The organism is Streptomyces sp. NBC_01006 (assembly GCF_045162725.1).
Classification (GTDB): Bacteria; Actinomycetota; Actinomycetes; order Streptomycetales; family Streptomycetaceae; genus Streptomyces.
In genome coordinates this window covers 6,158,556-6,183,529 of the sequence record NZ_CP108700.1, presented here as the reverse complement: position 1 = coordinate 6,183,529, position 24,974 = coordinate 6,158,556, and the positions used below count along the sequence as shown (strand labels likewise).

General features: G+C 70.0%; 19 protein-coding genes. 4 read left to right on the top strand and 15 right to left on the bottom strand.

Features of this window, described 5'->3' with window-relative positions; all coding sequences use genetic code 11:
• Positions 1-15: 15 nt before the first annotated feature.
• The 5 genes from OG509_RS28290 to OG509_RS28270 all read right to left on the bottom strand — a co-directional run bounded on the left by OG509_RS28290 (position 16) and on the right by OG509_RS28270 (position 7,093).
• Positions 16-798 (bottom strand): hypothetical protein, encoded by a 783-nt coding sequence (locus OG509_RS28290; protein ID WP_406185333.1) that lies wholly within the window; start codon positions 796-798, stop codon positions 16-18.
• Positions 799-855: 57 nt separating this feature from the next.
• On the bottom strand, positions 856-3,606 hold the full coding sequence (locus OG509_RS28285; protein ID WP_406185331.1) for a TIR domain-containing protein: 2,751 nt from the start codon (positions 3,604-3,606) through the stop codon (positions 856-858).
• Between the two features lie 11 nt (positions 3,607-3,617).
• Positions 3,618-4,268, bottom strand: coding sequence for a hypothetical protein (locus OG509_RS28280; RefSeq protein ID WP_406185329.1), 651 nt, complete (start codon positions 4,266-4,268; stop codon positions 3,618-3,620).
• A gap of 311 nt (positions 4,269-4,579) precedes the next feature.
• On the bottom strand, positions 4,580-5,758 hold the full coding sequence (locus OG509_RS28275; protein ID WP_406185327.1) for a M6 family metalloprotease domain-containing protein: 1,179 nt from the start codon (positions 5,756-5,758) through the stop codon (positions 4,580-4,582).
• Positions 5,759-5,827: 69 nt separating this feature from the next.
• The gene (locus OG509_RS28270) at positions 5,828-7,093 is read right to left on the bottom strand and encodes an alpha/beta fold hydrolase (protein ID WP_406185325.1); all 1,266 of its coding nucleotides are present in this window, start codon (positions 7,091-7,093) and stop codon (positions 5,828-5,830) included.
• 206 nt (positions 7,094-7,299) lie between these two features.
• Here OG509_RS28270 and OG509_RS28265 point away from each other — a divergent pair, with 206 nt between their 5' ends.
• The gene (locus tag OG509_RS28265) at positions 7,300-9,054 is read left to right on the top strand and encodes an ABC transporter substrate-binding protein (protein WP_406185323.1); all 1,755 of its coding nucleotides are present in this window, start codon (positions 7,300-7,302) and stop codon (positions 9,052-9,054) included.
• Positions 9,055-9,120: 66 nt separating this feature from the next.
• Here the strand turns inward: OG509_RS28265 and OG509_RS28260 are convergent, their stop codons facing one another.
• Positions 9,121-10,311 (bottom strand): M6 family metalloprotease domain-containing protein, encoded by a 1,191-nt coding sequence (locus OG509_RS28260; protein WP_406185322.1) that lies wholly within the window; start codon positions 10,309-10,311, stop codon positions 9,121-9,123.
• Between the two features lie 101 nt (positions 10,312-10,412).
• Here OG509_RS28260 and OG509_RS28255 point away from each other — a divergent pair, with 101 nt between their 5' ends.
• Positions 10,413-11,378 carry a LysR family transcriptional regulator gene (locus tag OG509_RS28255; RefSeq protein ID WP_406185321.1) on the top strand — a complete coding sequence of 322 codons (966 nt, stop codon included), beginning with the start codon at positions 10,413-10,415 and terminating at the stop codon, positions 11,376-11,378.
• Positions 11,379-11,497: 119 nt separating this feature from the next.
• Here the strand turns inward: OG509_RS28255 and OG509_RS28250 are convergent, their stop codons facing one another.
• The 5 genes from OG509_RS28250 to OG509_RS28230 all read right to left on the bottom strand — a co-directional run bounded on the left by OG509_RS28250 (position 11,498) and on the right by OG509_RS28230 (position 18,878).
• Positions 11,498-12,433: a hypothetical protein gene (locus OG509_RS28250; RefSeq protein ID WP_406185320.1), complete on the bottom strand. Its 936-nt coding sequence runs from the start codon at positions 12,431-12,433 to the stop codon at positions 11,498-11,500.
• A gap of 14 nt (positions 12,434-12,447) precedes the next feature.
• Complete coding sequence (locus OG509_RS28245) at positions 12,448-13,305, bottom strand: papain-like cysteine protease family protein (protein ID WP_406185319.1); 858 nt, start codon at positions 13,303-13,305, stop codon at positions 12,448-12,450.
• A gap of 312 nt (positions 13,306-13,617) precedes the next feature.
• Entirely contained in the window at positions 13,618-14,223 is a 606-nt protein-coding gene (locus tag OG509_RS28240; RefSeq protein WP_406185317.1) for a hypothetical protein, read from the bottom strand.
• Positions 14,224-15,380: 1,157 nt separating this feature from the next.
• A complete protein-coding gene (locus tag OG509_RS28235) occupies positions 15,381-16,712 on the bottom strand; it encodes a class I SAM-dependent RNA methyltransferase (protein ID WP_406185316.1) in 1,332 nt (443 codons plus the stop codon).
• A gap of 117 nt (positions 16,713-16,829) precedes the next feature.
• Positions 16,830-18,878, bottom strand: coding sequence for an APC family permease (locus OG509_RS28230; RefSeq protein WP_406185315.1), 2,049 nt, complete (start codon positions 18,876-18,878; stop codon positions 16,830-16,832).
• A gap of 198 nt (positions 18,879-19,076) precedes the next feature.
• On the opposite strand from OG509_RS28230, the gene OG509_RS28225 reads away from it, so the two are divergent.
• Together OG509_RS28225 and OG509_RS28220 are read left to right on the top strand one after the other, a co-directional pair.
• Positions 19,077-19,745 (top strand): potassium channel family protein, encoded by a 669-nt coding sequence (locus OG509_RS28225; RefSeq protein ID WP_385582280.1) that lies wholly within the window; start codon positions 19,077-19,079, stop codon positions 19,743-19,745.
• Entirely contained in the window at positions 19,742-20,404 is a 663-nt protein-coding gene (locus OG509_RS28220) for a TrkA family potassium uptake protein (protein WP_053691455.1), read from the top strand. The genes OG509_RS28225 and OG509_RS28220 overlap by 4 nt, the downstream gene beginning before the upstream one ends.
• Before the next feature lie 65 nt (positions 20,405-20,469).
• On the opposite strand, the gene OG509_RS28215 is transcribed toward OG509_RS28220, so the two are convergent.
• From OG509_RS28215 to OG509_RS28200, 4 genes are read right to left on the bottom strand one after another with little or no spacing between them, the layout of a single operon-like run.
• The gene (locus OG509_RS28215) at positions 20,470-21,204 is read right to left on the bottom strand and encodes a DUF3159 domain-containing protein (RefSeq protein ID WP_406185313.1); all 735 of its coding nucleotides are present in this window, start codon (positions 21,202-21,204) and stop codon (positions 20,470-20,472) included.
• 3 nt (positions 21,205-21,207) lie between these two features.
• The gene (locus OG509_RS28210; protein ID WP_078621928.1) at positions 21,208-21,627 is read right to left on the bottom strand and encodes an OB-fold nucleic acid binding domain-containing protein; all 420 of its coding nucleotides are present in this window, start codon (positions 21,625-21,627) and stop codon (positions 21,208-21,210) included.
• 24 nt (positions 21,628-21,651) lie between these two features.
• A complete protein-coding gene (locus tag OG509_RS28205) occupies positions 21,652-22,338 on the bottom strand; it encodes a response regulator (protein WP_406185312.1) in 687 nt (228 codons plus the stop codon).
• Positions 22,335-24,941, bottom strand: a complete 2,607-nt coding sequence (locus tag OG509_RS28200) for a DUF4118 domain-containing protein (protein ID WP_406185311.1) — start codon at positions 24,939-24,941, stop codon at positions 22,335-22,337. Before OG509_RS28200 ends, OG509_RS28205 begins: the two co-directional genes overlap by 4 nt.
• Positions 24,942-24,974: the final 33 nt, after the last annotated feature.

Sequence of the window (24,974 nt, the reverse complement as noted above, 5' to 3'; positions counted from 1 at the left end):
TGGCCTCCGGGGCGTTCAGCGCGGGCGCCGGGTGCTGTCCGCCGAGGGACTGGCGCTCCTCTCGGACCGGTCGTCTGGGGCACGAGGTGCGGGAACCCGGCCGATCATCGACTCGGCTTCCCGTACACCGGCCAGGCGGGCGAAGCCCACCGCGTAGGCGTGGATGTCACGCTGCACCCGCTGCAACTCCGCCCGGCAGGCGGCGTTGTCGGCCCAGCCGGACTCCGGGCCGTCAGGATGGGCCTGCTCGAACTCCCGTAGCCGGGGGTGCCATTGGGATAGGAACGGCCTCAACTCGCGGTTCAGCATGGTGATCGCCAGGTACTCGACCGTCTGCCCGCCGGGAACGGGGGCCGAGGGGCGGGCGGTCTTGAGGGTCTCGCGCGTCGTCGCGAACAGCCCGTACATGGAGGTGAGCGCTTCCCGGACGACTCCCTCGTCGCTTGCCAGGGGCTGCGTGGACACGCGGGTCACCGTTTCGACGAACATCTGCCAGGCGACCTGGCGGGAGTCGTTGTTGACGGCGAACGTGAGCTCGCTCAGCTGGGGGACGGAGACCTTGACCTCGGTGAGGCGTGCCGTGCGCTGATACCACTGCACGACCAGGACGGCCATCGCACCCGCGACGGCGCCCGTGATGACGAAGAGGCTGCGGTTGGTCACCTGGGTGAGGCTGAAGAGGACGAGTCCCGTGAGCGCGCCGACGGCCGTGGCCGCGACGAGCCGGAGCAGGGTGCTGTCGAGGATGCGCCTCCCACCCGCGAACCGGGTCCTGGATTGCGCTAATTGGTCGCTCATCGTCTCGTCCGTTCCCCCGTCGTGCTCCGCTGTAGGAAGAACATAGCCCCCGAGGGGTCAACGCGGACAGAGCGGCCGGAAAGCGGGGCCTGCGGGTACATATTCGCGCCACCGGCCGGCATCGAAGGCGCCCCTCGCCCACCGGCACAGCGAGTCCACCGGGTCCACCGTCGGCTCGACGTCCCACAGCCGTAGCGTGTCCTCCTTGCCCCAAGCGGCGATCGTCTTGCCGGCGGGACCGAATCCCACACCGGTGACGTCGGCGCTGTGCCCTTCGAGCGGGGCGCCGATCTGCTGCCTGGTGGTGACGTCCCAGAGCCTGACCGTGTGATCCATGCTGCCGGTGACCAGCGTCCTCCCGTTCGGACTGAAGGCGACGGACGTCACGCCGCCGCGGTGCCCGGTCAGCGGCTCCCCGATCTGTTCGCGCGTGGCCACGTTCCAGAGCCGGACGGTACTGTCGCGGCTCGCGGTCGCCAGGATCGTGCCGTCAGGGCTGAAGGTGACCGCGTTGATCTGTGCCGTGTGGCTCGGGGGCGTCTCGCCGATCCGGCGCTGCGTGGCGACGTCCCAGAGGGCCACGGTGTCGTCATCGGTGTTGGTGGCGAGGGTGCGGCCGTCAGGGCTGAAGTCGAGTCTCCACGAGCTGACGGCGAGTTCCTTGCCGATCTGGCCGTGCGTCGCCAGATCCCAGAGGCGCACCGAGTTTCCGCCGGACGTGGCGAAGCTCTTGCCGTCGGGACTGAAAGCCATCGCACGGATGTTGCCGTCGCCGGCGGGCAGTGGCTCGCCGATGCGGCGGTGCGTCGTGATGTCCCAGAGCGTCACGTCGTAGTTGCTTGCGAACGAGGTGGTCGCAAGCACGGTGCCATCGGGGCTGAGGGCGAAGGGAGAACCCGTGTCCACGTCGCGGGAGACCAGCGGCTCACCGATTTGGCGACGTGAGGCGATGTCCCAGAAGCGCACCGTGGAGGCGGATCCCCCCAGGGCGAGGACATGCCCACGAGGGCTGAACTCCGTCGCCCCCTGGGCCCCGGTACCGATCGATGTGCCGATCTGCCGTTGTGCGCGGACGTCCCACAGCCGGACCGTGGTGTCCTCGCTCGCACTGGCCAGGGTCGAACCGTCCGGGCTGAAGGCCACGGCCCGGGCGTTGCTGATGTGGCCGGTGAGCGGAGCTCCCACCTGGGTGTGCCCCGCGATGTCCCAGAGCCGCACGCTGCCGTCGGCGTACGAGGCGGCGAACACCGCATCGTCGGGGCTGAAGGCCACCGAGTCGACCCATCGGACATCGGCGGTGAACGGCTTCCCGATCGGGGCCCGGGTGGCGGTCTCCCAGAGCTGGACGTTGCCGTCGGTGTCGGAGGCGGCGATGGTACGGCCGTCACCGCTGAAGGAGACGGACGAGATCCCGTAGTCGCCCATCGTCAGTGCCTTGCCGGCGGGCGCACGGGAGTCGGTGTCCCAGAGCTGTACCTCATGGCCAATGCCGGTCGCGAAGGTCTTTCCGTCGGGGCTGAAAGCCACTGGGCCAGTGCCATAGGAGCGACCTCCCAGCGGACCGCCGATCCGGCGGTGCGTCGCCACGTCCCACACCTGTACGGCCCCGGAGGCGCCGTCGCCCACCAGGACGAGGGTCTTTCCGTCCGGGCTGAGGGCGGCCGAAGAGAGCATCCCGGCCCGGGCATCGAAAGCGTCACCGATCTGCTTGTGGTCGGCGATGCTCCAGAGCCGGGCCGTGCCGTCGGAGCCCGAGCTGATCAGGGTCTCGCCACCCGGTCCGAAGGCCACCGAGGTGACGGCCAGGTGGTGCCCGATGTAGGCGTCCCCGATCTTCCGCTGCGTGGCCGCGTCCCAGAGCCGTACGAGGCCGTCGTCGCTCCCGGTGGCGATGGTCTTGCCGTCCGGGCTGAAAGCCACCGATTCCACGGGCCAGGAATGGGCGAGTAGTCCGGATGCCGGGTTGGCGGCGGCGTTGAGCATGGCGAGGCGGGATTCCGGGGTGGGATCGATGCGCCATGCCGCCAACGCCTTCAGCCGGGCGCCGAACGGGTCACGGGTCGCGAGGAAGGAACTCTGGCCGATCAACTGCTGGGCCACGGCGTGGTCCCGCTGGCGGGCCGCCTCGGCCCGCGCGATCAGCGCGACGACGGACACCGTACTGGCGACCAGGAGGAGCAAGCCGAGTACGGCCGCGGTGATCCTGGCCGTCCGCAGGTTGCGCCGGGTGTCGCGGATGCCCTCCGACCTGAGGTCCTCCTCCGCGAGGCCGCGTACGACGGATGCGATACCGAGTGCGACGCCGTCCACGTCCGGCACGGGACCGGTGCCGTTCCCGTTCCCGGGTGGGCGCAGGGCCAGGGATTTCCAGACGGGTTGCTGCGTGAACCGTCCCAACAGGCGGGCGGGCAGCGCCGTCGAGAGTTCCGGATCCCAGTCGCCGCGCTGCTCGTCCCATACCAACAGCCCCGCGGTCACGAGGAGCAGGATGGTGTCAACCGACTTGTGCCTCAACCACCATTCGATTTCCCGGTCGACCCACTCGGAGGCCTTCGCCTCCGGTGACGCCATGACCACGAGCCAGTCCGAGCGGGCGAGGCCGGCCTCGATCTTTCCCCCGAGGTCGGGCCCGATCGAAATGCTGCTGTCATCGAGGAACACCCTGATCCGAGGCGGCTTGTACCAGGGGCGGGACTGCTTTTCGATCGCCCGCCGCAGATGCGGCAGCCATCCCCGGTCGTGCTCCCCGCTGTAGGAGAGAAAGGCGCCGTACCCGAGTTCGGTCCTGAGCCGCCGGCGGCGGGCCATGTGCCACGTCCTCATCCGGTCGGCAGGTATTCGTGGCCGTTCCAGTGCAGCGTGATGTTCGAGGTGGCGCCTTCGGCACAGCTGGGGTTGCACGAGTTCTGGGACTGGACGATCGTGTACCGGCCGTCTGCGCCGGGGCCGGCGAGCCGTGCGTGGTAGAAGGCGTGCCTGCCGCCGCTGTAGTGGATGTCCGGGTCGGTCCACCTGACGTCCTCGAACCCGTCCTTGGCGGGTACGAGCACCAGTACCCCGTCATAGCGTCCGGGGTTGTAGATCACGAAGGTGTTCTTGGTGGCGTCGGATTCCGGCGAGGCGAAATGCAGGTCGTTCTCGTAGATGTCCACGTCGATGGATGCCAGTGCGTTGCCGCTGCCGGTGACGGACGCGACGCATCCGGTGGGAGCGCCGGAACCGGTCCGCCGGATCAGGAATACGCGGACCGCCCCGAGGTCGGGATGGCTGATGTCCCGGTGATCGAGGACCGTACCCGGGCAGTGAGCGGCTTCCGGCGGAACGGAGGGGAACGAGGCGGGGGAGGGCGTTGCCGACCGGGTCGATCCGTTCGTGCCGCGTGTGCTCTTGCCGTCCGCGTCCGTGCCGTCCGTGCACCCGCTGACGAACACCAGCACCAGAGCCGGGACCAGAACCGCGATCCGCTGCACGGCCGAGCCGCGCGTGCACCGCGGTAACCGCCGACGTAAAGGCCGTTGCGTACTGGGAGGCATGGCATTCCCCCTGTGCCGGAACAAGACTGATCGACTGGGAAGCAGGGCCGAATGGTATCCAGGCGCATGCCTTGCACGGGACGGCTTCCGCGAAACCCGACCATCCGGAACCGGAACCACCGCGTCGCGATCCTGGGCCCTCGAACTGCAGGGGCCGGCATCCCTTTCCAGTCGGCTCAAGGATCGCGACGCACTCGACATGATGGGTCATCGGGAATCAGGTGGACGGCGGCCCACCCGGACCGGAGTCACTCCTTGCTCAGCCGCACCGTGTCTCCCGTCCGTCCGCCCGCGAGGACGTCGATGCGCACGCCGGTCGCGGGGTCGGTGAAACTCTGTCCGGGTGCGTACGCGGCCAGGTCCAGCGGTGTGCACCCGGTGGGCGGGGTCGTGGCCGGGGTCGCGTCCATGATCCGTACCGGGCCCTCGCCGGTGCGGGCGGCGGAGTCGACCTTGTATATGAGGACGCCGGTGGAGCAGGCGGCCGCGTCATTGCCCTCGGCACGGCGGGATTCCGCTACGTATGCCGTCGTCTCACCGGTGCGCAGCACGGCGATCTTGGTTCCGCCGGGCCGTTCCACCGGGGTCAGCCGCACCGTTCGGCGACCGGACGCGGGCAGGCACGCGACCTGGTCGTCGCGGGTCCAGCCGAGCTTCCAGGAGTGCCAGCCGAGGTACTGCGGGGCGTGGCCGGCGATGTTGCCCATGAGGTCCCAGCCGCCCACGTATTGGTGGGTGGCGCCAGTGAAGGAGTACAGGTCAGGCAGACCGAAGGTGTGGGCGGTCTCGTGGGCTGCGACCTTGTGGCCCCAGCGCCACATGTCCTGGCCGAAGGTGACGGCCCACTTCAGGCGGGTGCCGTCGGCGGTGATGCCGGGCGCGGCCGGGTCGTAGAGGTAGGTCGGGGAGAAGGGGATGGCGGTCGCCGCCTTGGCGGGGACGACGTAGACCATGTCGTAGCGGGAGAAGTCCGCGTACGGGTCGGCGGCCGTGATCGCGTCGCGGACGTACTTCTCGTGGGCCTCGAAGGTGAGGCCGCGCGCGAAGCCGTAGGAGGTGGAGTCTGCGGGCATCCGGATCCAGCGGTGCAGCGGGGTGTTCTCCAGTCGCAGACGGCCGTAGCTGGCGCGGCCCATCCAGTCGGCGGCCGGGGCGAGGTGAGCGGCGTACGGCTCGGTGGAGTCGGTGGCCGGGGCGTCGGGGAAGTCCACGAACAGCGTGAGGACGCGGCGGGTCCCGGTGGCGGGCTGGAACTGGGTCCGGTCGGTGTCGTGGCCCTCGTCCGTCCAGCCGGTCCGGCCGGGGAGGGCGCAGCCAGCGGCGGAGGGCGGCGAGCTGGCGGTGGCTGCCGCTGCGGGGGCGGACAGGCAGGAGGTGAGGGCGACTGCCGCGGCGAGGGGCCGCAGGCGGCGGGGCGGGGTGATCATGTCTCTCCCGTCGGAGGCAGGTTGAGGGGGCGAGGGGGTACGAGGAGTGCTGCTCGGAGGTACCGGGGGCTACGCGCGACCCGCGGCCAGGTCCATCAGACGGGACAGCACGCGGCCGCCGGAGGCAGTGACGCCGTCGTGCTCCCATTCGTTGGTGACCCATACCCGGGTGGCACCGACCTCGCGCGCGGTACGCAGGGAGAGCCCGGCGTCCACGTACATGTCGTCGTGGTAGACGAGGGCGGCGAGCGGGACCCGGTTGGCGGCGAGGCGGTGCGGGTCGTACAGCGGTGGCCATTCCGAGCGTTCGGCGAGCACATCGGCCGCGTCGGCGAAGGGGCGCAGGCCCTTGATCTCGCGGAACATCCAGGGGTAGATCATTTCTCCGGTGAGCAGGAGGGGGTCGGCGTCGTCGGCGAACTCGGGGAACGCCGCCATGGCCCGGGACGCCGCCCAGCCGGTCGGCCCCGCACCCTGGCCGTACAGGGTCTCCTGCATGACGGCGAAGAGCGGGTTGTCGGTGAAGCCGGTCAGCGTCATCACCTGGTGCAGGAACGTGTCGGTCGGCTTCGCTTCCGCGTCGAGGGATTCGTCGAGCAGCCAGTGGATGCGTTCGAAGCCGTCCCCCATGCCGAGGGCGAGGCCGAGCGTACGCATGCGGTGGGGGGTGAGCCGGTCTCCGTCGGGCAGGCGCACATCGGTGGCGGCCAGGAGGCGGGCGATCTCGCGCAGCCGGTCGGCGTCGTCAGGGTAGCGGGCGTAGAAGTCGAGGACGCGGTCCCGCACCCGGGGGTAGGTGCGGGCGTAGACGTCTTCGGCGGTGGCCGAGATGCCGGGCAGGCCGCCCGTCACATAGCAGGCCCGCAGCCCTTCGGGCGCCTGGGAGAGATAGGTGAGGGTGACGAAGCCGCCGTAGCTCTGGCCGAGGGTCTCCCAGGACTGGTCGCCGCACAGCTGCCGGCGGATCAGTTCGGCGTCCGCGACGATCGAGTCGGCGCGGAAGTGCCCGAGATGGTCGGCCAGCCCGGCCGGTGAGGCGAAGCGTGAGGCCGCGCGGGCGGTGACGGGGGTGGAACGGCCCGTGCCGCGCTGATCGAGGAGGAGGACCCGGTGGGTTTTGAGGGCCTCGGGCAGCCAGCCGGGCGAACCGGCCGACGGGCGGGGTGACTTGCCGCCGGGTCCGCCCTGCAGATAGAGCAGCCAGGGCAGTTGCCGACCTGCTTGGCGCGCGTCGGTGACCTCCCGGGCAAAGATCTGGATGGTCGGACCGTGCGGGGCCGCGTGGTCCAGGGGGACGGTGAAGACATGGTCGGCGGTCGCGTACGCAGGGTTCATGGGGCCCTTTCGCGGCCCGCATGGCCGCATGGAGACATGTGACATTGCACGACAGCGTGACGCGGCCACCGGTGGCCGTGGAGCCCCCACTTACCCATAACTCCGCGCTATGGAGACGCGACAATTGTGGGTGCCATTTCACATAACTATGTTATCGGTCACATTCCAGCCTCCTGGCTGCCCGACTGTTCACGGAGTGACCACTGATGAACAAGCGCACTCTCCACGCCGTTGCCACGGCCTTGGCGGCGACCGTCACACTCGGCATGGCCGGCTGTTCCAACGGCACCCACTCTGGTAACAGCCGGCAGGACAAGGACTCGAAGAACCCCGCACTCGCCAACGCGGGGGCCACAGTCGGCGGCACTCCGCAGAAGGGCGGCACGCTGACCGTCCTGTCCAACCAGGACTTCACCCACCTCGACCCGGCGCGCAACTGGGTGATCGGCGACGTGGACTTCGGCACGCGGCTGCTCTACCGCACCCTGGTGACGTACAAGGCGGAACCGGGCGCCAAGGGCGGAGAGCTGGCCCCCGACCTCGCCGAGGACCTCGGAGTCTCCTCCAACGGCGCCAGGACCTGGACGTTCAAGCTCAAGAAGGGCCTCACGTACGAGGACGGCACCCCGATCACCGCGCAGGACGTCAAGTACAACGTGGAGCGGTCCTTCTCCCCCGACCTGCCTGGCGGCCCGGACTACGCCGCCCGCTACCTGGCCGGCGCCGAAGGCTACCGGGGCCCCGCCCAGGGGCAGCACCTCGACTCCGTCAAGACCCCCGACGACCACACGATCGTCTTTGAACTCCGCAAGCCCTTCGCGGAGTTCCCCAACGCCACCGTCCTGCCCACTTTCGCCCCGGTGCCCCGGGTCCAGGACAAGGGCCCCCAGTACGACAGCCGCCCGTTCTCATCGGGCCCGTACAAGATCGAGTCGTACGACCGGGACAAGCGGCTGGTGCTGGTACGCAACCCCCACTGGGACCCGGCGACGGACACCGTACGCAAGGCGTACCCGGACAAGCTGGTCGTGGTGATGGGGCTGAGGGCCAACCAGGTCGACGACCGGCTCATCGCCTCGGACGGCGTGGACGCCTCCGCGGTCTCCTGGGGCAAGCTCCGACCGGAGAGCGCCCCCAAGGTGCTCACCAAGGCCGACGTCAGGGCGCGACTGCTGGCCGAGTCCACCAACTGCACCGAGATGGTGCAGATGCACACCGGCCGGGCCCCGTTCGACAACGTCAAGGCCCGGCAGGCCGTGCAGTACGCCCTGGACCGCGAGGCGGTGCTGACCGCCTCGGGGGGCCCTGCCCTCAACGACCCCACCACCGCGCTCATGCCCGGCTCGCTCTTCGGCGGCAAGCAGCCCGACACGCTGGGGATCCCGGCCACGGGTGACGTGGAGAAGGCGAAACAGCTCCTGCGGGAGGCGGGCAAGCCGGACGGGTTCACGACGACCATCACCGTCTCCAACGGGGACAAGGGGGTCGCCGAGGCGATCCAGCAGTCCCTGGGCCGAGCGGGGATCAAGGTCACGATCGACGCCGTCGACCCGTCGGCCTTCTACGACACCATCGGTGACACCAAGAACCGCAGCGACCTCGTCTACACCGGCTGGTGCCCCGACTATCCCTCCGGCTCCACCTTCCTCCCCTTCCTCTTCGACGGCCGCTACATCAAGGAGAAGGGGAACTCCGGCAATCACTCGCTCTTCCGTGACGAGCCGACGATGAAGCGGATGGACGAGATCGCCGGCATGACCGACGCCGCGCAGGCCAACACGGCGTGGCGGCAGCTGGACGGGGAGATCCTCGCCAAGGCCCCGACGGCGCCCGCCGTCATCGAGCGCATGCCGCTGCTGGTCGGCACCAACATCGCCGGCGCCTTCGGGCACACGTCCTTCGGCGGCCAGCTCGACTACGCCACGATCGGGCTCAAGGACCCCGGTACGAGCGGAAACTGATGTGAGATCCCATGCCACCGCCCCGGGGATCGCTCGCGGAGTCGGGGCACTGACACGGGTACGCTCCTACGACTTCGTGATGCGTACGGTCTCGCCGTAGCCGTCGGCGGCGAGCACGTCGACCCGTACCCCGGCCGCCGCGTCGGTGAACGACTCGCCGGCCCAGAACGGGGCGTCGTCCAGCGGGCGGCAGCCGCCGACGGGTGCGGCGGCCGGCTTGGCGTCCATCACCCTGACCGGCCCCTCGCCGGTCCGCACGGAGGCGTCCACCCTGTAGATCAGGGCGCCGGTCGAGCAGGAGCTCGCGTCCGCCTGGATCCCGCGCCTGGACTCGACGACGTACGCGGTCGTGGGGCCGGTGCGGATCACCGCCATTTTGGTACCGCTGCCGTACTCGACCGCAGTGAGGTACACGGTGTCGCTGCCCTTCGTCGCCCGGCACACGACCTGGCCGTCCCCGGTCCAGCCGAGCTTCCAGGAGTGCCAGGCGAAGAACTGCGACCCACGGCCGCCGATCAGGCCCATCACGTCCCAACCGCCGATGAAGCGGTGGGCGTCGCTGCCCGCCTCGAAGGCGTACAAGTCGGGCAACCCGAAGGCGTGCGCGGTCTCGTGGGCGACCAGCTTGGCACCCCAGTGCCACATGTCCTGGCCGAAGGTCACCGCCCACTTGACCCGGCGGCCGTCGGCCACCACACCCGCCGTGCCCGGCTCGTACACGTACGTGGGTGTGAAGGAGATCGCCGCCGCGTTGCGGGTCGGCACGACGTACACCATGTCGTACCCGGAGAAGTCCACGTACCGATCGGCGGCCGCCACTGCATCCTTGACGTACGCCTCGTGCGTCTCGTGGGTCAGACCGCGCGCGAAGCCGTAGTCCGTGGAGGGGCGCGGCATGCGCACCCACCGCTGATGCTGGTCGATCGAAAGCCAGGTCCTGCCGTACGAGGCGTACCACAGCCAGTCCGCCCCGGGCGTGATCTGCGCCGAGTCTTCGCTCGGGGCCTCGGTGGCCGGCGCGTCCGGGAAGTCCACGAAGACCATGGCGACCTTGACGGTCCCGACGGGGCGCCGGAACACCGAGTAGTCCGTGTCGTGCCCCTCGTCCGTCCAGCCGGTGCTACCGCGCAGGGCGCAGGCCGACGGGCTGTCTGCGGCGCCGGCGGGTGGCGCTCCCAGCAGGAGGAGCAGCAGTGCGGCGGCCAGGGCGGGCAACAGCGCCCCGCGCGATGCCGTCGGCCGATGGATGGGTCTCATGGACGCGCAACCTTCCCCTAAATGGTGTGTGACATTTCACATAAGCCTGACGGGATCCCACTCCTGTCCGAAAGCTGTCGCCGCTCCATAACATGCGCGGCATGGAACTGGAGGTACGGCACCTGCGGGTGGTGTGCGCGATCGCCGAGGCCGGCAGCCTCACCCGGGCCGCCGCCTCGCTGTCCATGACCCAGCCGGGCCTCAGCACACAGTTGCGTCGCATCGAGTCGATGCTCGGCGGTGTGCTCTTCGACCGGCGGCGGGCCGGAGCCACGCCCACGGCCTTCGGTGAGCTGGTGCTGGCCCGGGCCCACGCCGTCCTGCCGGGCATCGACGCGCTCCTCGCCGACACCGCCCGCGCGGCCCGCCACTTGGCGTCCCCGGACCGGGTCCGCGTCGGATCGGTCGGTGCTCCCCTCATCGGCCACCTCGTGCTGGCCATAGGGACGTTGCTGCCCGACGCCGAGGTGACGTCCCGGTGCCACTACTCCCCCGTCACGCTCCTGGACGACCTCGCCGCCGGCCGCCTGGAGGCGGCGGTCCTCGGCGACCACCCCGAGCAGGTCCTGCCGACCCGCGACGGGGTGGTCCTCACCCCCCTGGTCACCGAACCCGTCTTCGCCCTGCTGCCCGCGACCCACCCACTGGCCGGCCAGGAGGCCGTGTCCCTGACCGAACTCGCCGATCACGACTGGGCGATGCCCCGGCCCGACGGCGACCGCACCCGCGAGTACTGGTCCTCGGTGTCCGCGCTGGCCGGCCGACGTCCCTCCGCCCCGCACGAGGCCGAGGGGCGCCAGCTGATCGAACTGGTCCGCGCGGGCCTGGCCGTCAGCCTCTGCCAGGCCACCTTCGCGGAAACCCCCGGCGTCGCCGTCCGCCCCCTCGTGGGAAACCCGCTCTGGTACCGCCACGTCCTGGCCTGGCAGCGTGACGGCCCGCTGGCCTCACACGCCGCCGACCTCTTGCGCACGGTGGCGGCCGGCTACCTGGAGACCTGCACCGCCAGCCCGGTCTACGCGGACTGGCGCCGCCGCCACCCGGCCCTGGCCCAGCCCTCCGCATAAACAGCAGGTCAGGCATCCTTCGCCACCTGCCGGGCGGCTGTCGCTGCGGTCATCACCCGCGCGGCAAAGGGGCAGGGGGAGGCTGCGCACGGAGGGGGCCCGACCCCCATAGGGTCGGGTCAGCGGAGGCCCGCCGTCTGCCGGCGGCGCACGTACACCACCGCACCGCCGATCGCCGCCAGCGCTGCGGCCGCGGTGGCGGTGGCGGTGGCGGAGAGCGGCTGCCAGGACGCCTCGGCCGCCGGTGTCCCGGACGCGGCGGCGACCTGTTCCGACTGTTCCTCCACGAGGCCGGCGTACCCGCCGGCCAGGCCCTTGCGGTCGTACTCCGAGCCGGGCATCTTGTCGCCGTAGCGGCTGGTGACCAGCTTCTGGTAGGCGGCGAGGGTAACGCCGCGCTTTCCGCCGAGGCCGCTGTTCGCCTCCTCGTTGAGCGGCTCGACCATGCCTTCGGCGGTGAGCCGGTACCAGGCGTGGATCTGCGGCTCGGTGAAGGTACGGGCCTGCGGAGTGCCGCGCTCGGCGAAGCCGACCTCGGCGTCCCCGTCCCGGATGCCGGCCAGCTGCCAGCCCTCGGCGCCGACGTTCTGCGGGCCGCTTCCGGTGGTAGGGGTGTTCCCCTTGGGTGCGAGCAGTACAGCGGCGTTCTTGCCGTCGGAGGCGGTCACCCGGGAGGCCAGGTAGGAGAGCCGGATCGCGGTCTGCGGGGTCGCCTGGGCCTTGCCGGTCACGAACTCGGGGCTGATCTCGAACATCGGCACCGGGTCCTTGAGATCGAACCCGGGCGGCGCGGCGACCGCGGCGGGCGCGTTGCCGCGGGTGCCGCCGTCCGCGCCGGGGCCCGTGCCGTGCTGCCGGGCCGAAACCAGGAAGCGGGAGACCGTGTCGCGGAGTTGGTCGCTCCGGACGGCCTGCTGGGCGGACGGGTAGCCCGCGATGCCGTCGCCCTCCGCGGCCTGCGCAGGAACGATTCCGCTCAGGGCGGCGACGAGCGCGGCCGTGGCGAGGACGGCGGCCCGGACTGCCGTGTGCTTGGTGTGGCGCGTGATCTGCATGGTCGGCCTTCTCCTCAGCCCTGGATCCCGATGCGGGAGTGGGTCCACTGGAACGAGTTGTTGTTCACGTATGTGGCGTGGTTCCACCAGGTGTAGGTCTGGGTGGTCTGCCACGGGTCCCCGACCGCGACCATGTTGGTGGCGCTGTCGTAGCCGTAGATGACGTTCATGTGACCACCGCCGGTGCGCCAGCCGATCCGGACGGCGAACGGCCGGCCTGCGGCTATCTCGGCGACCGACTCGCTGAACGAGGCGTTGCGATACAGGCTGCGGCCGCTGTTGCTCAGCCCCAGTCTGGCCAGGCCGTTGGCCATGTCTTCCAGCGTCGCGGGCTGGTTGTTGCAGTCCACCCAGGAGCCCTGGGCGGCGAGTTGGCAGAACTGCTCCTGGCTGACGGAGCGGCCCCAGTGTTTGGCGATGGTCACGCCGGAGGCGTCCCAGCACCACTGGGTCCTGACCTGCTTCTGCATGTCGATCTTGAGCGTCTTCGCGGTCGTGGGGGGAGGGGTGGGGTTCGGGCTCGAACCGCAGACCGGCAGGGCCGTGGTGTTCTCCTTGATGAAGGCGTCAGCGATGTAGTACGAGCCGGTGTAGATCCACCGCGGGTTGTTCTCCACGGTGTCGCCGGTGGTCCGGCAGGACATCTGGATCCTGTCGCCTACCTTCGAGGAGCCGTTCACCTGGGCCGAGAGGGACGGCTTGGCCCGGTGGTTGACGGAGTTGTAGTTGCCCTGCCCGCCGATGACCGTGCCGCTGACCACATCGGCTTGGGCAAGCGCACCGAAGCCGAACAGCAGACCGCCGGAGAGTGCGGCGGTGACCGCGGCTATCAACGCTTTCTTGCGGCGGGACGCGCGACGTTTGTGCATCATGCTCCTTGATCTGAAAATGCGGGAACTTGCTTGCCCGGCAGCCGGATCGTCCGGTCTGCGCGACAGATGCCGAAGGGCGCCTGGCTCGGCGGCGGCACCGTCAGGTGATGGTCAGTCAGCCCGCTGGCACTGAACGGAACGGCGCAGGAAATTCACGGCCGGTACGCATCGTTGTGGTGCTCCCTGGTGCGGCGGGGATGCGAGGTGCTGCCACCGCTGTGGGGCGGTGGAGGTGTGGTGCTGTGAGGGAGCCGGTGGACGGCCGCAGGGGGAACATGGCCGTCCGCCGGCGGTTGATCAGACGGTCGAAGGTCAGGCGACCTTCTGGACCGCCGTAGACGACCTGGACGCGGTTGCCGGTGCCGCGTCGCCGTCGCACTGGACGGTCTGCCCGGCGGGCCCGGCGGCCGTGGCCTTGCCGCTGCCGCCGGCGGGGTCCGGGGCCTCCGACGCCGGGGCCTTGGCGGATACCGCGTCGGCGGCGGGCGCGTCCTGAGGACGCCCGCTGACTTCGGCGGCAGCCACTTCGCCGGCCTCCGGGCGGGCCGGATCGGAAGCCACGGCCTTCGTCTTGACGACGGGGGCGACGCCGGCCTTGATGTCGACGCCCTTCGGCGGGGCGTCGGGACCGTGGCTCCACAGCCCGGCTTCCGGGCGGTAGACGCCGACGCACTTGTCGCCCTTCGGCGCGGCCTTGAGGCCGTCGTAGACCATGCCGCGCCTCGCGTCGTTGGCGGGCGCGTCCGCGATGGGTGCAGGCTCCGCGTCACGGGCCGGAGCGGCGGCCGGTGTGAGGACGTCCGCGGCTGCGTCCGCCTGAGCGGCGGTTTCTGCCTGGGTGTTGTCGCCGAGCCCGAAGTAGGCGATGCCCCCCGCTAACCCCGCGGCCGAAGCCATGGCGGTGGTGAGGAGTATCAACCGGCGGGGCGTGCGCCGCTGTTCACCTTTCTCTCGACGGTAGACCGTCATGCGCACCTCAAATTCTGGGACGGAGGAGTGGGTGCACGGAAGCCTGCCAGACGGGCACGGTGGAGAATTCGGACAAACAGGAATGGGCTTCTAGATATCTGACTGTTACCTTGGGGCCGAATCTGATGATCTATCAAGTAGCTTCGAAAGCAGGGGAGTTACCCGGGTAGGTACGGATAGGTCCAGGCCATTTCGGCGATGTCGTTATGGAATCGAGATAACCGGGCGAGGCTTGCTGACGGAAATTCAGTCAGCGATTCACCTAAATACCACCGGACGAGTTCCCCCTGTTACGAGCGGTTATCTCTGGGCGTCGCCCGCACCCTCACTCGGCACCGGCAAGCCGACACTCTCCTCGGTTACGAGCCCCGATCCGTGCGGCACCTAAGGTGACCACCCACCCCTTGGAGGCGTGCACCAACGCACCGAACATCGCGTTCGCACGGTTGCCGGCCTACAGCCGCGCTCCCCCGCAGCCACCGATCAGTCGGTGGGTGACTTCGGAAATCCGGCCTTCTTCGCATCATTGAAGGACACCGCCGCCCTTCCTGACATCGCGCCACGACGACGACGCCTAACGCCGAACCACTATGACAACCTCAAAAACCACCCGCCATCAGCGAGCAGCCGAGCAAAGCCGCTCAGACAGCTTCGTAGCTCATCCGCAGCAGCGGCTCAGCCCGCCGAAGAAGGCCCTGCACCTCAGCCTCTTCCTCGGCCAATCTCGGCGAAACCTCCGTTACGCCGCCCTTCGTGCTGAACAGCCTCAGCGCCGACACCCCCCATCGTCGGCCTCCCCCAACACGAACGGCTTCGGGTCTATTTCCAAAGGGGACCGAAACCCTTGGTCAACTACGGAGCGTGAACGGGAGCTAGGAACACCTGCCGCACCGCCCTGCAGACGAAAAGCCGCCTTCCCCACCAGGCTCGGCACCCGGTAGGGAAGGCGGCTTTTCATGCATGACGCCCCATCAGGAGAGGAGCCGATCGTGCGTCGCGCGTGCGTCAGACGTGCGTCACGTGCGTCAGATCTGCGTCAGATCTGCGTCAAGATATCGCCCGTAACGCACGTGGCGCACATAACGCACACTCGACAAAAATGCAGGTCAGGCACCCTTTGCCGTGGGTTCAAGGATCGCCACGCACTCAACATGGTGGGTCATCGGGAAGAGGTCGAAGGCTCGGAGGGTGCGGGGCTTGTAGCCGGCTTCCTTGAAGTAGGCGAGGTCGCGGGCCAGGGCTGCCGGGTCGCAGGCCACGTATGCGATGCGGCGGGCGGAGAGGCCCGCCACGTGGCGGACCGTCTGCTTGCCCGCGCCCGCGCGCGGCGGGTCCAGGACGACCAGGTCGCACTCGGTGATGCCGGTCTTCGGGAGGACCGACTCGACCTTGCCCTGCTCGATGCGGACCCGGGGGAAGTCCGCCAGGTTGTGCCGGGCGTCCTCGACCGCGCGCTTCGTGGACTCGATGCCGAGCACCGCGCCCGTCTCGCCCAGGCGTTCGGCCAGGGCGCCCGCGAAGATGCCGACGCCGCAGTAGAGGTCGAGGGCCATCTCGCCCTTGCGCGGCATCAGGCCCTGCATGACGGCCTTGATCAGGGTGTCGGCGGCCTGCGGGTGGACCTGCCAGAAGCCGCCCATGCCGACGCGGTACGTACGGCCGTCCGCGCGCTCCCGTACGAAGGGGCGGCCGTGGACCCGGTGGACCCCGCCGTCCTTCTCCTCGACCCGCAGGACCGAGACCGGCTTGTCCAGCTCGACCAGCGGGAGGCGGCCGCCCGGGCGCGGGGTCAGGACGACCTGGCGGTCCTGGGAGCCGGTCGCGGCGATCGCCTCGACCGTGGCCATCTGGGGCCAGTCCTGCTTCTCGATGCCCAGCTCGCTGACGCCCGGCGCCGCGATCATGCAGTGGTCGACCGGCTCGATGTCGTGCGAGCGGTGCTTGCGCAGACCCGCGCGCCCGTCCTCGTCGATCGCGTACTGGACGCGGGTGCGCCACTGCGGGACCTGCCCGGCCGGCAGCTTGTCGCCCTCGGCCGGCATGACCGTGCCGTCCCAGCCGGCCTCCTCCGGGGTGAGCCCGGCGAGCCGCAGCAGCTGCTCGGCGACGACCTCGCCCTTGAGCCGGCGCTGGGCGCCCGGCTTGGCGTGCTGCCAGTCGCAGCCGCCGCACTTGCCGGGGCCGGCGTACGGGCACGGGGCCTCGACCCGGTCCTTGGAGGCGTCGAGGACGGTGATCGCGTCGGCGCGCAGGAAGCGGGAGTCCGCCTCGCCCTCGGTGACGCGTGCGACGACCTTCTCGCCGGGCAGGGTGTGGCGGACGAAGAGGACGCGGCCGTCGGACGTCCGGGCGATGCAGTGGCCGCCGTGTGCGACGGGGCCGACCTCGACCTCGTACTCCTCCCCGACCAGTGACTGATTCTCGTTCTGCTCGGTCATGGTGGGGAGACTCCAAAACATAAATGGGAACGGCCGGACGACCGACCCACCAGTTTACGTGGATCTCGTCCGGCCCTCTGCCATGCCCTCCGCAGTGCTGCGTGCTGCTGCGCGGTCCTACTTCCCCGCGCGGTCCTTCGGGCGCGGGGTGTCCACCGGTCCGCGGCGCACCGCGCCCGGGGCGTTCCAGTCCTGCCGCTTCTTGGCCCGCCTCTTCGCGAGCTCCGAGGACCGCAGCTGGTAGGGCACCGAGGTGACCATCACGCCGGGGGTGAAGAGCAGGCGGCCCTTGAGCCGCAGCGCGCTCTGGTTGTGCAGCAGGTGCTCGTACCAGCGGCCGACGACGTACTCCGGGATGTACACGCTCACGGCGTCGCGCGGGTTCTCGCTGCGCAGCCCCTTCACGTACTCCACCACGGGGCGGGTGATCTCGCGGTACGGCGAGTCGAGGATCTTGAGGGGGACGTTGATCCCGCGCCGCTCCCACTCCGCCTTGAGGGCCTTGGTCTCCTCCTCGTCCACGTTGACGCTGAGCGCCTCGAGCCGGTTGGAGTGCAGCAGCTTGGCGTAGGCGAGGGCACGCAGCGTGGGCTTGTGGAGCTTGGACACCAGGACGACGGAGTGCACGCGTGAAGGCCTCACGTACTCGTCGGGGCGCTCCTCCGCGGCGGCGATCTCGACGGCAACCCGGTCGTAGTGCTTACGGATCGCCGTCATCGTGCCGTAGAAGATCACCATGCCGAGCAGGGCGACCCAGGCGCCGTGGGTGAACTTGGTGGCCAGCACGACGACCAGCACGAGGCCGGTGAAGAAGGCGCCGAAGGTGTTGATCGCGCGGGAGCGGATCATGTGGCGCCGCTTGGCTGGGTCGCTCTCTGCCTTCAGGTGGCGGTTCCAGTGGCGGACCATGCCGGTCTGGCTGAGCGTGAAGGAGACGAAGACGCCGACGATGTAGAGCTGGATCAGCTTCGTCGAGTCGGCCCCGTACAGCCAGGTCAGCAGCGCGGCCGCGCCGGCGAGCAGCACGATGCCGTTGGAGAAGGCGAGCCGGTCGCCGCGCGTGTGCAGTTGGCGCGGCAGGTAGCGGTCCTGGGCGAGGATCGAGCCGAGCAGCGGGAAGCCGTTGTACGCGGTGTTGGCCGCAAGGAACAGCACGAGTGCGGTGGCCGCGGCCAGCAGGACGAAGAGGAACGAGCCGTCACCGAAGACCGCCTCGGCCACCTGGGAGATCACCGGGTTCTGGACGTACTCGGGGCCGACCGGGGTGCCGTTGACCAGCAGGTCCGTAGCGGGCTTCTCGGCCATCCTGACGTCGGTGGCCATGGCCAGGCCGATGATGCCGCAGAACATGGTCACGGCGAGGGCGCCCATCAGGGCCAGGGTGGTCGCCGCGTTCTTGCTCTTGGGCTTGCGGAAGGCGGGCACGCCATTGCTGATCGCCTCGACGCCGGTCAGGGCAGCGCATCCGGAGGAGAAGGCCCGCAGCAGGAGGAAGACCAGGGCGAACCCGGCCAGACCCTGGTGTTCCGCCTTGATCTCGAAATCGGCGGTCGGGGCTTTCATGGTCTCGCCGAGGACGATGCCGCGCCAGGCACCCCACGCGATCATGATGAATACACCGGCGACGAAGACATAGGTCGGAATCGCGAAGAGCTTGCCGGATTCCTTCATGCCACGCAGATTCAGCAGCGTGAGCAGCATGATCATCCCAATTGCGCAGAGCACTTTGTGCTCGACGACGAACGGGATGGCCGAGCCAAGGTTCTCGACGCCCGAGGCGATCGACACGGCGACGGTCAGCACGTAGTCGACGAGCAGGGCGCTCGCGACAGTGAGGCCGGCTTTGGGCCCTAGGTTGGTGTTGGCCACCTCGTAGTCGCCGCCGCCGCTGGGGTAGGCGTGGACGTTCTGCCGGTAGGAGGCGACCACGGTGAACATCAGCACGACGACCGCGACGGCGATCCACGGGCTGAAGCGGTACGCCGACACACCCGCGATCGACAGGACCAGCAAAACTTCGCCGGGGGCATATGCCACCGAGGAGAGCGGGTCGGACGCGAAGACGGGGAGGGCGATCCGCTTGGGGAGGAAAGTTTCTCCGAGGCGGTCGCTGCGCAGCGCCCGGCCGATCAGGATCCGTTTGGGCACGTCGGTCAGTTTGGACACGCAGAGGATCGTAAGCGTTCGAAATCGGCCTGACGAACCCCCTCCCCCATAAGCCGGTCTAGGAGAGCCCGAGTGCACCGCAAGAGACCCCATAGGGGACCGCCCGTGTGTAGCTTGGGCCGTGGTCTGAGACCCTGTGAAGCCAGAGCATGCAATGAGGCTGGGAACCAGCGAGCGCTGACAGCCGGAAGGACGGCCGTGCACATCGTCATTATGGGCTGCGGAAGAGTGGGCTCCGCCCTCGCGCAGACCTTGGAACAGCAGGGGCATACGGTCGCTGTCGTCGACCAGGACCCCACCGCATTCCGCCGGCTGGGAGCCGGATTCGGCGGGCGCCGCGTCACCGGGGTCGGCTTCGACCAGGACACGCTGCGCGAGGCCGGGATCGAGGAAGCGGGCGCTTTCGCGGCGGTCAGCAGTGGTGACAATTCCAACATCATCGCCGCCCGCGTGGCACGCGAGATGTTCGGTGTCGAGAACGTCGCCGCCCGCATCTACGACCCCAAGCGCGCCGAGGTCTACCAGCGCCTGGGCATCCCCACCGTCGCGACCGTACGGTGGACCGCCGACCAGATGCTGCGCCGGCTGCTGCCGTCCGGGGCCGAGCCCCTGTGGCGCGACCCGAGCGGCGGGGTCCAGCTCGCCGAGGTGCACACCTCCGCCGCCTGGATCGGGCACAAGGTCAGCCAGCTGCAGGAGGAGACCGGCGTCCGCGTGGCGTTCCTCACCCGACTGGGCGAGGCCATGCTGCCGACGTCCCAGACGGTGCTGCAGGAGGGCGACCTCGTCCACGTGATGATGCGTACGGACGAGATCGACAAGGTCGAGGCGTCCTTCGCCGAGGGCCCCGAGGAGGCACACGCATGAGGGTCGCGATCGCCGGAGCCGGCGCGGTGGGCCGTTCCATCGCGGGCGAGCTGCTGGAGAACGGGCACGAGGTGCTCCTCGTCGACAAGGCGCCGACCGCCATCTCCGTGGAGCGCGTGCCGCAGGCCGAGTGGCTGCTGGCCGACGCCTGCGAGATCACCTCGCTCGACGAGGCCGCGCTGCAGCGCTGCAACGTGGTCATCGCGGCCACGGGCGACGACAAGGTCAACCTGGTCGTCTCCCTGCTCGCCAAGACCGAGTACGGGGTCCCCCGGGTCGTGGCGCGGGTCAACAACCCGAAGAACGAGTGGCTCTTCAACGAGTCCTGGGGCGTCGACGTCGCGGTCTCCACGCCGCGTCTGATGTCGGCTCTGGTCGAGGAGGCCGTCAGCGTCGGCGACCTGGTGCGGCTGCTCCGCTTCAGCCACGGCGACGCCAACCTCGTCGAGCTGACCCTGCCCGCCGACTCCTCGGTCGCCGGCACCCAGATCAGCGAGATCACCTGGCCCGAGGACACCTCGCTGGTCACGATCATCCGCGGCAACCGGGTCCTGACCCCGCACGCCGAGGAGACCCTGGAGCCGGGCGACGAACTGCTCTTCGTGGCCGCCCAGGCCCGCGAGGAACAGCTGGAGGACCTCCTCCAGGCCCGCCACTGACGGACGTGCACGTGAAGGGGGCGGGCAGCCGGTCGGCTGCCCGCCCCCTTCACGTGGGCACTACGTCACTTCGCGTGCTTGGCCTGGGTCTTGCGGGCCTTCTCCGCGGCCTCCTCGGCCTCCCACTCCGCGATCACGTCGATCGGCGGCGGCGCCTTCGCCAGGAACACCCACGTGAAGTACACCGCGAGCACCATCGGCGGCAGCTTCAGGGCGATCAGCACCCAGCCCAGCTGCGTCGCGTCCCCCCACCAGTACAGCGGGAAGAGGATCGCGTACTTCGCCAGGAAGATGAGCCCCCAGGCCAGACTGGCCTTGGTGTACGCCTTCTTCCGCCCGGGGTTGCGCGTCCGCCAGGACAGGTTCTCCTTGAACACCGGCCCCAGGATCACGCCCAGCAGCGGGAACCCGACCAGCGCGGACAGCGTGAAGGCCACGCCCAGCCCGGCGCCGTAGATCATGCCGGGCAGGTAGAAGCCCTTGGCGGTACCGGTGAACAGGGCGAAGGCCACGCCGACGCCCACGCCGAAGACCCCGCTGAACGCGTGCTTGACGGTGTCCTTGCGCAGCAACCGCACGATCACGAGCAGGACCGCGACCGCGCCCGCCGCGAAGGCGGACATCTTCACGTCCTTGTTGATCGTGTAGATCATGACGAAGAGCAGGCCGGGGAGCATCGTCTCCACGGTGCCCCGCACGCCTCCGAAGGCGTCGAAGAGCGCCGCCTGCGTGACGGCCTTCTGGTCCGCGGACGGTTCGCCCGCGGGATCCGGGGTGATCGGTTTGTCGAGTGACGTCACCGGCTAGTGCTCCTGTCCGAGCGGTCGGAGTTCGTACTTCGGATTGAAGAGGACCCGGCGGCCGTGGCTCATCGCGATCCGCCCGGAGGCGATCATGCGTCGCCCCGGTTCGATTCCCACGATCGAGCGACGTCCGAGCCAGACCACGTCCAGCGCCGCCGAGCCGTCGAAGAGCTCCGCCTCCAGGGCGGGCACCCCGGCGCGCGGCCGGAGGGTGACGGTACGCAGGGTTCCCGTCACCTTGACTATCTGGCGGTCGTGGGAGTCGCAGATCCGCGTGCACCCCGCGGCTTCTGCTGCCTCCTGCAGTTCCGCCGAATGCAGCTCCTCCTGCGAGGTCGACAGCCGCTCTATCATCCGCCGGAACCGGCCCGCCGGCCTGACCGGCTTGACGGACTTCTCGGGACGCGGTTCAGCACTCATACAGGAAGCGTACCGGCGCCCGCACTACCTCTCGAAGCGGTATCCCATGCCCGGTTCCGTGATGAAGTGCCGCGGATGCGAAGGGTCGGCCTCCAGCTTGCGCCGCAGCTGGGCCATGTAGACCCGCAGGTAGTTCGTCTCGGTGCCGTACGAGGGCCCCCAGACCTCCTGCAGGAGCTGCTTCTGGCTCACCAGCTTGCCCCCGTTGCGGACCAGCACCTCCAGCAGGTGCCACTCGGTGGGCGTGAGCCGTACGTCGCGCCCCTCGCGCACGGCCTTCTTGGCGGCCAGGTCCACCGTGAAGCCGTCGGTCTCCACGATCATCTCGTCCTCGCCGGAGCCCGAGCCCGGCTCGGCCCGGCGGACGGCGGCGCGCAGCCGCGCCAGCAGCTCGTCCATGCCGAAGGGCTTGGTGACGTAGTCGTCGGCCCCGGCGTCCAGCGCCTCGACCTTCTCGTCGGAGCTGTGCCGGGCCGAGAGGACCAGGATCGGCACCCGGGTCCAGCCGCGCAGGCCCTTGATCACCTCGACGCCGTCCATGTCGGGCAGGCCCAGGTCGAGGACGACCACGTCGGGGTGGCGGGCCGCCGCGAGCTCCAGGGCCTGGGCCCCGTCCGCCGCGGCGTCGACCTCGTACTTGCGCGCCTTCAGGTTGATCACGAGGGCTCGGACGATCTGCGGCTCGTCGTCCACCACGAGCACCCGGGTCATTGAGGTCCTGCTTTCTGTCGTATGGGGTCGAGATCGATGAGGTCGGTGCCGTCGGCGGCGGCGAGGCCGCCGTGCACCGCGGCGTGCTCCGGTCCACTGTCGCCCGTCGCGGCGCGCAGTGTCAGCACCATGGTCAGTCCGCCACCGGGGGTGTCCTCGGCCGCCAGGGTGCCGTCCATGGCCTCGGCGAAGCCCCGGGCCACCGCGAGGCCAAGGCCCACCCCGGCGCCGCGCGGGGCGTCCCCGTGCCGCTGGAAGGGGGCGAAGATCCGGTCCTTGGCCTCGTCGGGCACCCCGGGCCCCCGGTCCACGACGCGTACCTCGACCCGGTCGCCCAGGTAGCTCGCCCGGACCAGCACCCGCTCGTCGGCCGGGCTGTACTTGACGGCGTTCTCCACCACGTTGGCCACGGTCCGCTCCAGCAGCCCGGGGTCCACCGCCACCATCGGCAGCGTCTCCGGGATGTCCAGCACCACGCAGTCCTCCGGTACGCCGCCCAGTGCCATCGGGACCACCTCGTCGAGGTCGATCTCCCGGATCAGCGGGGTCACGGTGCCGGTCTGCAGCCGGGACATGTCGAGCAGGTTGCCCACCAGGTGGTCGAGCCGGTCGGCGCCGTCCTCGATGCCTTCGAGGAGCTCGGCCCGGTCCTCCTCGGACCAGTCCACGTCGTCGGAGCGCAGGGAGGACACCGAGGCCTTGATGGAGGCCAGCGGCGTACGGAGGTCATGGCTGACGGCGGCCAGCAGCGCGGTCCGGATCCGGTTGCCCTCCGCCAGTCGGCGGGCCTCCTCGGCCTCCCCGACCAGGCGCTGCCGGTCCAGGACCACGGCGGCCTGGGCGGCGAAGGCGCCGAGCACGCGGCGGTCCTCGGCGGGCAGCACCCGGCCGGACAGGGCCAGCGCCATGTGGTCCCCGATGGGCATGTCCACATCGGCTTCCTCGGGCCGGTCGACCGGGTGCGGGCCGACGCTGCCGGCCCGCTTCCAGGGCTCGACGTCGCTCGTGCGCTCCAGCAGGGCCACGGACTCCATGGCGAAGGTCTCGCGCACCCGTTCCAGCAGCGCGTCCAGCGTGGTCTCGCCGCGCAGCACGCTGCCGGCCAGGAAGGAGAGGATCTCGGACTCGGCGCGGAGCCGGGCGGCCTGGTGGGTGCGCCGGGCGGCCAGGTCCACGACGGAGGCCACGGAGACCGCCACCCCGAAGAAGACGGCGATGGCCACGATGTTCTTCGGGTCGGAGATGGTGAACCGGTGGACGGGCGGGGCGAAGAAGTAGTTCAGCAGCAGCGAGCCGAAGGCGGCCGAGGCCAGCGCCGGCCAGAGCCCGCCCAGCAGGGCTGCGGCCACGGTCAGCGAGAGGAACAGCAGCATCTCGTTGGCGAGGCCCGGGTCGGCGTTCACGTGCGTGAGCAGGACGGCCAGCAGGGCCGGGAAGGCGATCCCGACGACCCAGCCGGCGATGATCCGGGGCCTGCCGAGCCGGGCCGCGGAGCGGACCACCGGCAGCCCGCGGCCCCGGGCGACCTCCTCGTGCGTGACGATGTGCACGTCGAGGTCGGGCCCCGAGTCACGGGCCACGGTGGCGCCGACGCCGGGGCCGAAGACGTACTGCCAGGCCTTGCGGCGGCTGGAGCCGAGCACGATCTGGGTGGCGTTGACCCCGCGGGCGAATTCGAGCAGCGCGTCGGGGATGTTGTCGCCGATCACATGGTGAAACGTTCCGCCAAGGTCTTCGACCAGCGTCCGCTGGACCGCGAGCTCCTTCGGCGAGGCCGCGGTCAGCCCGTCGCTGCGGGCGATGTAGACGGCGAGGATCTCGCTGCCCGAGCCCTTCGCGGCCATCCGGGAGGCGCGGCGGATGAGCGTACGGCCCTCGGGCCCGCCCGTGAGCCCGACGACGATCCGCTCGCGGGCCTGCCAGGTGGAGCGGATGTTGTGCTCGCCCCGGTACTGCTGGAGGTACTCGTCGGCCCGGTCGGCCACCCACAGCAGCGCCAGCTCGCGCAGGGCGGTGAGGTTGCCGGGCCGGAAGTAGTTGGACAGGGCCGCGTCGACCTTGTCGGACTGGTAGATGTTCCCGTGCGCCATCCGCCGGCGCAGGGCCTGCGGGGACATGTCGACGAGCTCGATCTGGTCGGCCCGCCGCACCACCTCGTCCGGCACGGTCTCCCGCTGCCGCACCCCGGTGATCGACTCCACCACGTCGCCGAGCGACTCCAGGTGCTGGATGTTCACGGTGGACACCACGTCGATGCCCGCCCGCAGCAGCTCCTCGACGTCCTGCCAGCGCTTGGCATTGCGCGAGCCCGGCACGTTGGTGTGCGCGAGCTCGTCCACGAGCGCGATCGCGGGCCGCCTCGCCAGTACGGCGTCCACGTCCATCTCGGTGAAGCCGGCACCCCGGTACGAGAGCTCCTTGCGCGGGACCTGTTCCAGCCCGTGCAGCATCACCTCGGTGCGCGGCCGCCCGTGGTGCTCGACGAAGCCGACGACGCAATCGGCACCCCGCTCCACCCGGCGGTGGGCCTCGGACAGCATCGCGTACGTCTTGCCCACACCGGGTGCCGCGCCGAGGTAGATCCGTAGCTTGCCGCGTCCCATGCGCCCATTCTCCGGGACGTTTCCGCCGATCAC

What these genes read in the sequence shown, in the direction of transcription:
- OG509_RS28200 (WP_406185311.1), bottom strand. Translation starts at nt 24,941, where the DNA reads ATGGGACGCGGCAAGCTACGGATCTACCTCGGCGCGGCACCCGGTGTG.
- OG509_RS28250 (WP_406185320.1), bottom strand. Translation starts at nt 12,433, where the DNA reads ATGCAGATCACGCGCCACACCAAGCACACGGCAGTCCGGGCCGCCGTC.
- OG509_RS28245 (WP_406185319.1), bottom strand. Translation starts at nt 13,305, where the DNA reads ATGATGCACAAACGTCGCGCGTCCCGCCGCAAGAAAGCGTTGATAGCC.
- OG509_RS28285 (WP_406185331.1), bottom strand. Translation starts at nt 3,606, where the DNA reads ATGGCCCGCCGCCGGCGGCTCAGGACCGAACTCGGGTACGGCGCCTTT.
- OG509_RS28205 (WP_406185312.1), bottom strand. Translation starts at nt 22,338, where the DNA reads ATGACCCGGGTGCTCGTGGTGGACGACGAGCCGCAGATCGTCCGAGCC.
- OG509_RS28260 (WP_406185322.1), bottom strand. Translation starts at nt 10,311, where the DNA reads ATGAGACCCATCCATCGGCCGACGGCATCGCGCGGGGCGCTGTTGCCC.
- OG509_RS28275 (WP_406185327.1), bottom strand. Translation starts at nt 5,758, where the DNA reads ATGATCACCCCGCCCCGCCGCCTGCGGCCCCTCGCCGCGGCAGTCGCC.
- OG509_RS28210 (WP_078621928.1), bottom strand. Translation starts at nt 21,627, where the DNA reads ATGAGTGCTGAACCGCGTCCCGAGAAGTCCGTCAAGCCGGTCAGGCCG.
- OG509_RS28235 (WP_406185316.1), bottom strand. Translation starts at nt 16,712, where the DNA reads ATGACCGAGCAGAACGAGAATCAGTCACTGGTCGGGGAGGAGTACGAG.
- OG509_RS28265 (WP_406185323.1), top strand. Translation starts at nt 7,300, where the DNA reads ATGAACAAGCGCACTCTCCACGCCGTTGCCACGGCCTTGGCGGCGACC.
- OG509_RS28255 (WP_406185321.1), top strand. Translation starts at nt 10,413, where the DNA reads ATGGAACTGGAGGTACGGCACCTGCGGGTGGTGTGCGCGATCGCCGAG.
- OG509_RS28290 (WP_406185333.1), bottom strand. Translation starts at nt 798, where the DNA reads ATGAGCGACCAATTAGCGCAATCCAGGACCCGGTTCGCGGGTGGGAGG.
- OG509_RS28270 (WP_406185325.1), bottom strand. Translation starts at nt 7,093, where the DNA reads ATGAACCCTGCGTACGCGACCGCCGACCATGTCTTCACCGTCCCCCTG.
- OG509_RS28220 (WP_053691455.1), top strand. Translation starts at nt 19,742, where the DNA reads ATGAGGGTCGCGATCGCCGGAGCCGGCGCGGTGGGCCGTTCCATCGCG.